This window comes from Microcystis sp. M165S2, assembly GCF_020245885.1.
Lineage (GTDB): Bacteria > Cyanobacteriota > Cyanobacteriia > Cyanobacteriales > Microcystaceae > Microcystis.
Genome location: NZ_JADBTZ010000039.1, coordinates 1 through 4,864, shown reverse-complemented (window position 1 = coordinate 4,864; position 4,864 = coordinate 1). Strand labels below are relative to the sequence as shown.

The following is a 4,864-nucleotide window of genomic DNA, read 5'->3' as shown; positions in this document are numbered from 1 at the left end:
TCCAGATTTAAACAAAATTGAAAAGTTCTGGGCTAGATTGAAAAACTATGTTAGTCAGATTATCAATGATAGTGAAAACCTCGTGGATGCGGTGAGTAAAGCCTTAAGGCATTTGTCCTAACCAACTCGCTCTCTGCTATAAATCTAAAGTTTCTCGGATATTTTGAGCTAAAAAAGGCTGTTTTTTGACAATTTTTCGAGCATTTCTAATAAATATATTGGAGCGTAATAAAACAAAATTCACGAAAGAATTTCCTCCATGATTTGTTCAGGTGTCATGGGTTGACATTGACCTTGTGCAAATTCTTGTTGAGCTTCTTGAACATCTCTAACCAACTCGGTTCTTTTTTGATCTCGAAGACGATTCTGTAAAATATGAATGAGATTTTCTTGATCTTCAAGGGGAAGTTGCTCGGCTGCTTCTAGAATCTCTGCAAAGGTTGTTTGTATTGCCATTTTATTAAGGGGCGATCAATTAAACTATCTAGAATTTACAATCAAGGATGAAAATAGCGAGAGTTACCGTATAAACATTCATTATATCGACATTTTTTGTCTAGTCAACTATTTAGAACTAACTAGGGTTTGCGGCAAAAAGTTTTTCGGTGGTGGTAGGGTGTGGGGTGTGGGGTGTAGGGTTTTACCGATTTTCAGGTGGTCAACTACCTAATTTTCAGGGAAAAAGTACCTCAATTTTCCCCCTGATCACTCCCATGCCGGGGACTTTTTGATTGACAAAAAGTCTAAAAGTCTTACCCAACAAGGTTTTTAGATTTATTCAGCAGACCCTAATTAAAATCAGCAACGCCGAATCATCTAAGCGTGAATATGAATTTGACTGAGAATATAACGCAAGCGATCATAATCATCTTTAAGTAAAACACTTAACTGTCTGCCCACATTCACTAACCATTGTCGATCGGCTTGACGCAATTGATACATCTGACGGATAGAAGCAGCTGCCAAAGCTTCCACGGGAGTATTTTTGACCTGTAATAAAATTCTTAAAAAGTCTAATTGTTCACTAAAATAAACCACTTCCAGCGACTCACATTGATAAACCGCCTGATGAATTTGTGGGGGTCGGGGAGGAATATATTGATAGATATAACCTCGCCCGGAACCATTGCCATTAAATTGTCCTGGCAGGGTTTCAAAACCGACAATAGTTGCCCGAAATTCCGTTTTTAACATAGCGAAAATCTGCGGCTGTTGTTCCCGCAATTCAGCCAAAGACAACCCCAAAGCTCTAGCGCGATGTACCGAATCGATGGGGGCAGTGGTGGCAAAGGTGACAATCCCAAAAATTTTATTACCCGTTTCTTCATCGTAGGCTTTTACCCAACTACCAAAAGCAGGCATAAAAGGAAAGTTTAACTCCTCTGGTTCCAAACATTGCGCCAAAAACTCGGTCGTCGTCGTCTCGATAACTTCGGCGATATGATCGGGATGGCGGTTATCCGTGGCCAATTGCGGTAAGGGTGGACGCATGGTTATTTTTTGCCTTTAGCGGGGGCAATAATTACTTCTTCTAATTCCGAGAGATTAAAGGTAACTAACTTATCCCAGTTACCCCCCTCAAAAAGAACGGCCACTTTCCCATCGCTTAAACGCTGGGCTAAACCTTCAAATTTATAGTAGGTATCATCGGGATTGGTGACTCGAACGGTACTACCTGGCAAAATCATAGGATTGACGACGAAATTATAATTAACTGTCTTTTAGCTTATCAAAAATTAGTTATCGCTCGTCGGTCGTCGCCTGGTAATAAGAGGTATGAGGGGATTTGGCATCATCCCCGGACGAAAGGCTGTTTACCGATAACTGAAAAAAGCTCCCCAGTTCTCCAAAACTGAATAATAGGTTCCAATCTCAGTGATCTGTGCTACCATTCGGGGTAAATTCAAGCGATCTCCAGACACCTATGAGCAAGGTTCTCGTGTTGAATGCCTCCTACGAACCGCTAAATATTACCAGTTGGCGGCGCGCGATCGTTTTATTGTTGAAAGGAAAAGCTGAATCCCTAGAACATAACGGAAAAGTGGTTTGTCGTGACTTACCCTTGCCTTCTGTTATCCGTCTTAGGCAATACGTCCGTGTTCCCTACAAGGAAATTCCTTTAACCCGTCGTAATATTCTCGAACGAGATCATCACACCTGTCAATACTGTCTCTACCGAGGTGAACAATTAACCATCGATCATGTGATTCCCCGTTCTCGCGGAGGGGGTGATACCTGGGAGAATTTAGTGGCGGCTTGTGTGCGTTGTAATGTGCATAAGGGCAATCGTACACCAAAAGAGGCCAATATGTCCCTGCGCGCCCAACCCCGTCGTCCCTACAGCAGTCTCCACTTTGAGCTATTAAAGCACACCAGGGAGAATCACAATCAGGAATGGCGTAAATATGTCATCGGCATTTAGGGTGAAAAGGGCATGGTGAAACCAAGACCAAAATTGATTCCCATGCCATTATTATTAGTCTGGGTGCGAGGATTGGCAACTCCCGTGCCTAGATAAACTGAACAACCGCGACAGGGGGAATTGACTCGGTAGCGCACCGCCATGGGATCATTGGGATCGGTGATAGTTACTCCCTGATTGTTTAAATCTTTAATTAGATTGGTTACGGGTTTGAAAAAATCGGCGCTGGGGGGTTGACTTGGTTGCAGTTCTAGGGTTTGTTCTTGGGAAGCAAGAACAATTTCCGAAGCGATAATTAGCAGCAGAGAGATAGTTAAGCCAAATAAACCCAGATTATTTTTGATTTTCATCTTTTTTATCACCGAGAGATTGTTAATTTTTTCTGGTGAGAATTCTAGCGTTTCCTCACCGGAAAGGAACCTAATCAGTAAAAAAATTTACTGATTTCTACCATACTTATAATAAGCGGCACAAGCACCTTCACTAGAAACCATACAAGTGCCGATGGGATGTTCGGGAGTACAAGCAGTACCAAATACTTTACATTCCCAGGGTTTTAAAACACCTTTAAGAATTTCGCCACACTGACAAGCTTTGTGATCTTTAACGCGCTGATTGGGTAAAGTAAATTTCTTCTCCGCATCAAAATTACTGTACTCATCTCGCATTTTTAACCCTCCTTGAGCAATTTCTCCTAAACCTCGCCATTCAAACTGATCTCGCAGTTCAAAAACTTGGTCGATTGCCGATAAAGCGACTCTATTTCCTTGATTTTGTACCACTCGATCGTACTGATTTTCGATCTCACATCTCTGCTCATCTAATTGTTTTAATACCATCCAAATTGATTGCAGAATATCCAAAGGTTCAAACCCAGAAACTACCACAGGTTTATGATATTCTTGGGCAATAACTTGATAGGGTTCTGTGCCAATTACCATGCTAACATGACCGGGACCAACAAAACCGTCTAACTGTAAATCTGGGTTATCTAACAAAGCTTTCAGAGCGGGAATAATCACCACATGATTAGAAAATAAACTAAAATTAGTGATACCATCTCTTTGCGCTTCTAAAACAGTTAAAGCTGTGCTAGGAACGGTTGTTTCAAAACCTAATGCTAGAAATATTACTTCTTTATCGAGATTTTCTCTGGCAATTTTTAAGGCATCGCGAGGAGAATAAACCAGGCGAATATCATCACCTTTTGCTCGTGCTTGCAGCAGACTCAAATGGGAACCGGGGACACGCATAGTATCGCCAAAAGTTGTCAGAATTACGTTCGGTTGTTGTGCGAGAAAAATGGCATCATCTAAACGACCTCGCGGCATCACACAAACGGGACATCCAGGACCATGAATTAATTCGATAGTTTCGGGAAGTATTGCCTCGATACCGTATTTAAAAATTGAGTGGGTATGACCACCACAAACCTCCATAATTTTAGTAACTTTTTCCCGCTTTTCAGAGATTCTTATCGATAATTGTTCAATTTGTTGAATTAATCCTGCCGCTTTAACCGGATCACGAAATTCATCAACGTATTTCATAACAAGCTTTCTCTCTATAAGTGGTTGGACAAAAGTAAAGTTAATTGTGGAGCCGGTCGTCGGTCGTCGGTCGTCAGTAATAATTGCCGTAATTTACATTTCTTAAGATAGACAACAGAATTAATTGGTGGCTAACTAATTAAGAACATTAATTATGATTAAATTCTTCCTCTAATTCCAATAATTGTGTTAATAAATTCAAGGTTTCTTGCGCCTCATTTTCATCAATTCGATTCATGGCAAAACCCACATGAACTAATACCCAATCCCCTAGACAAGTATTAGCGGGATGGTCTTCATCAACAATGCAAGCGATATTTACTTCTCTTTTTACACCCCCCACATCGACGAGAGCGAGATTATGGTTTTCATCAATAATTGCTGTAATTTGTCCCGGTATGCCTAAACACATAGTTTTGACCTTGAAAAATCTAGTTTTTGTTAATTATGGGCTGATTTTTTGGGTAGAGATTGCAGTAATATCAACTGAGAAGCAGGTCATACTTCATCCCTCTAAGAAACGCTATACAGTCAAAGGTTATCCTTTTTACTTTTTCCTTTCCCCTTTTTACTCGGTCTTACCTGCCATTCTGGACTATTGCCCTCAAGAACAGCTTTTTTTCCCGTATCTTTTTTAAGATTTCCCCTGTCCCGGACCGTGGACACTATCCCAGTAAGGGTAAAACTTTTGTATTAGGGACTACATCACTTTACCAAATTGTCCGTTAAAAGCTGATACAAAAGTCTAGTTTCGTAAAACAGCAAGCGACACAGACCATCCTTACCCAGTGCCTTAAAGCTGGGTAATTCTTTCCTTTTTTCGATTCTTTGACCATTTTCGTGGTCGTAATAGATATGAATCCGGGGATTAAGCCAAGAATGCTTAAGCTTG

7 protein-coding genes and 1 pseudogene are annotated in these 4,864 nt (G+C 40.8%); 1 reads left to right on the top strand and 7 read right to left on the bottom strand.

Annotated features, from left to right (window positions below; genetic code table 11):
- Positions 1 to 240: 240 nt before the first annotated feature.
- From IM479_RS02125 to IM479_RS02115, 3 genes are all read right to left on the bottom strand, one after another.
- The gene (locus IM479_RS02125; protein ID WP_185238965.1) at positions 241 to 456 is read right to left on the bottom strand and encodes a hypothetical protein; all 216 of its coding nucleotides are present in this window, start codon (positions 454 to 456) and stop codon (positions 241 to 243) included.
- Positions 457 to 816: 360 nt separating this feature from the next.
- Positions 817 to 1,491 (bottom strand): HAS-barrel domain-containing protein, encoded by a 675-nt coding sequence (locus IM479_RS02120; RefSeq protein WP_286823942.1) that lies wholly within the window; start codon positions 1,489 to 1,491, stop codon positions 817 to 819.
- 2 nt (positions 1,492 to 1,493) lie between these two features.
- The gene (locus IM479_RS02115) at positions 1,494 to 1,688 is read right to left on the bottom strand and encodes an NAD(P)H dehydrogenase subunit NdhS (RefSeq protein WP_002759298.1); all 195 of its coding nucleotides are present in this window, start codon (positions 1,686 to 1,688) and stop codon (positions 1,494 to 1,496) included.
- A 236-nt stretch (positions 1,689 to 1,924) separates the two neighbouring features.
- On the opposite strand from IM479_RS02115, the gene IM479_RS02110 reads away from it, so the two are divergent.
- Entirely contained in the window at positions 1,925 to 2,422 is a 498-nt protein-coding gene (locus tag IM479_RS02110; protein ID WP_004163691.1) for an HNH endonuclease, read from the top strand.
- On the opposite strand, the gene IM479_RS02105 is transcribed toward IM479_RS02110, so the two are convergent.
- From IM479_RS02105 to IM479_RS02090, 4 genes and pseudogenes are all read right to left on the bottom strand, one after another.
- A complete protein-coding gene (locus IM479_RS02105; protein ID WP_287685741.1) occupies positions 2,419 to 2,772 on the bottom strand; it encodes a hypothetical protein in 354 nt (117 codons plus the stop codon). The two genes, IM479_RS02110 and IM479_RS02105, sit on opposite strands and share 4 nt — an antisense overlap.
- An 87-nt stretch (positions 2,773 to 2,859) precedes the next feature.
- Positions 2,860 to 3,972 carry a hydrogenase formation protein HypD gene (gene hypD, locus IM479_RS02100; RefSeq protein WP_287685739.1) on the bottom strand — a complete coding sequence of 371 codons (1,113 nt, stop codon included), beginning with the start codon at positions 3,970 to 3,972 and terminating at the stop codon, positions 2,860 to 2,862.
- Between the two features lie 148 nt (positions 3,973 to 4,120).
- Entirely contained in the window at positions 4,121 to 4,384 is a 264-nt protein-coding gene (locus IM479_RS02095) for a HypC/HybG/HupF family hydrogenase formation chaperone (protein WP_286826152.1), read from the bottom strand.
- Positions 4,385 to 4,677: 293 nt separating this feature from the next.
- Positions 4,678 to 4,864 (bottom strand): annotated as a pseudogene (locus IM479_RS02090) (IS110 family transposase); the annotation flags it as partial.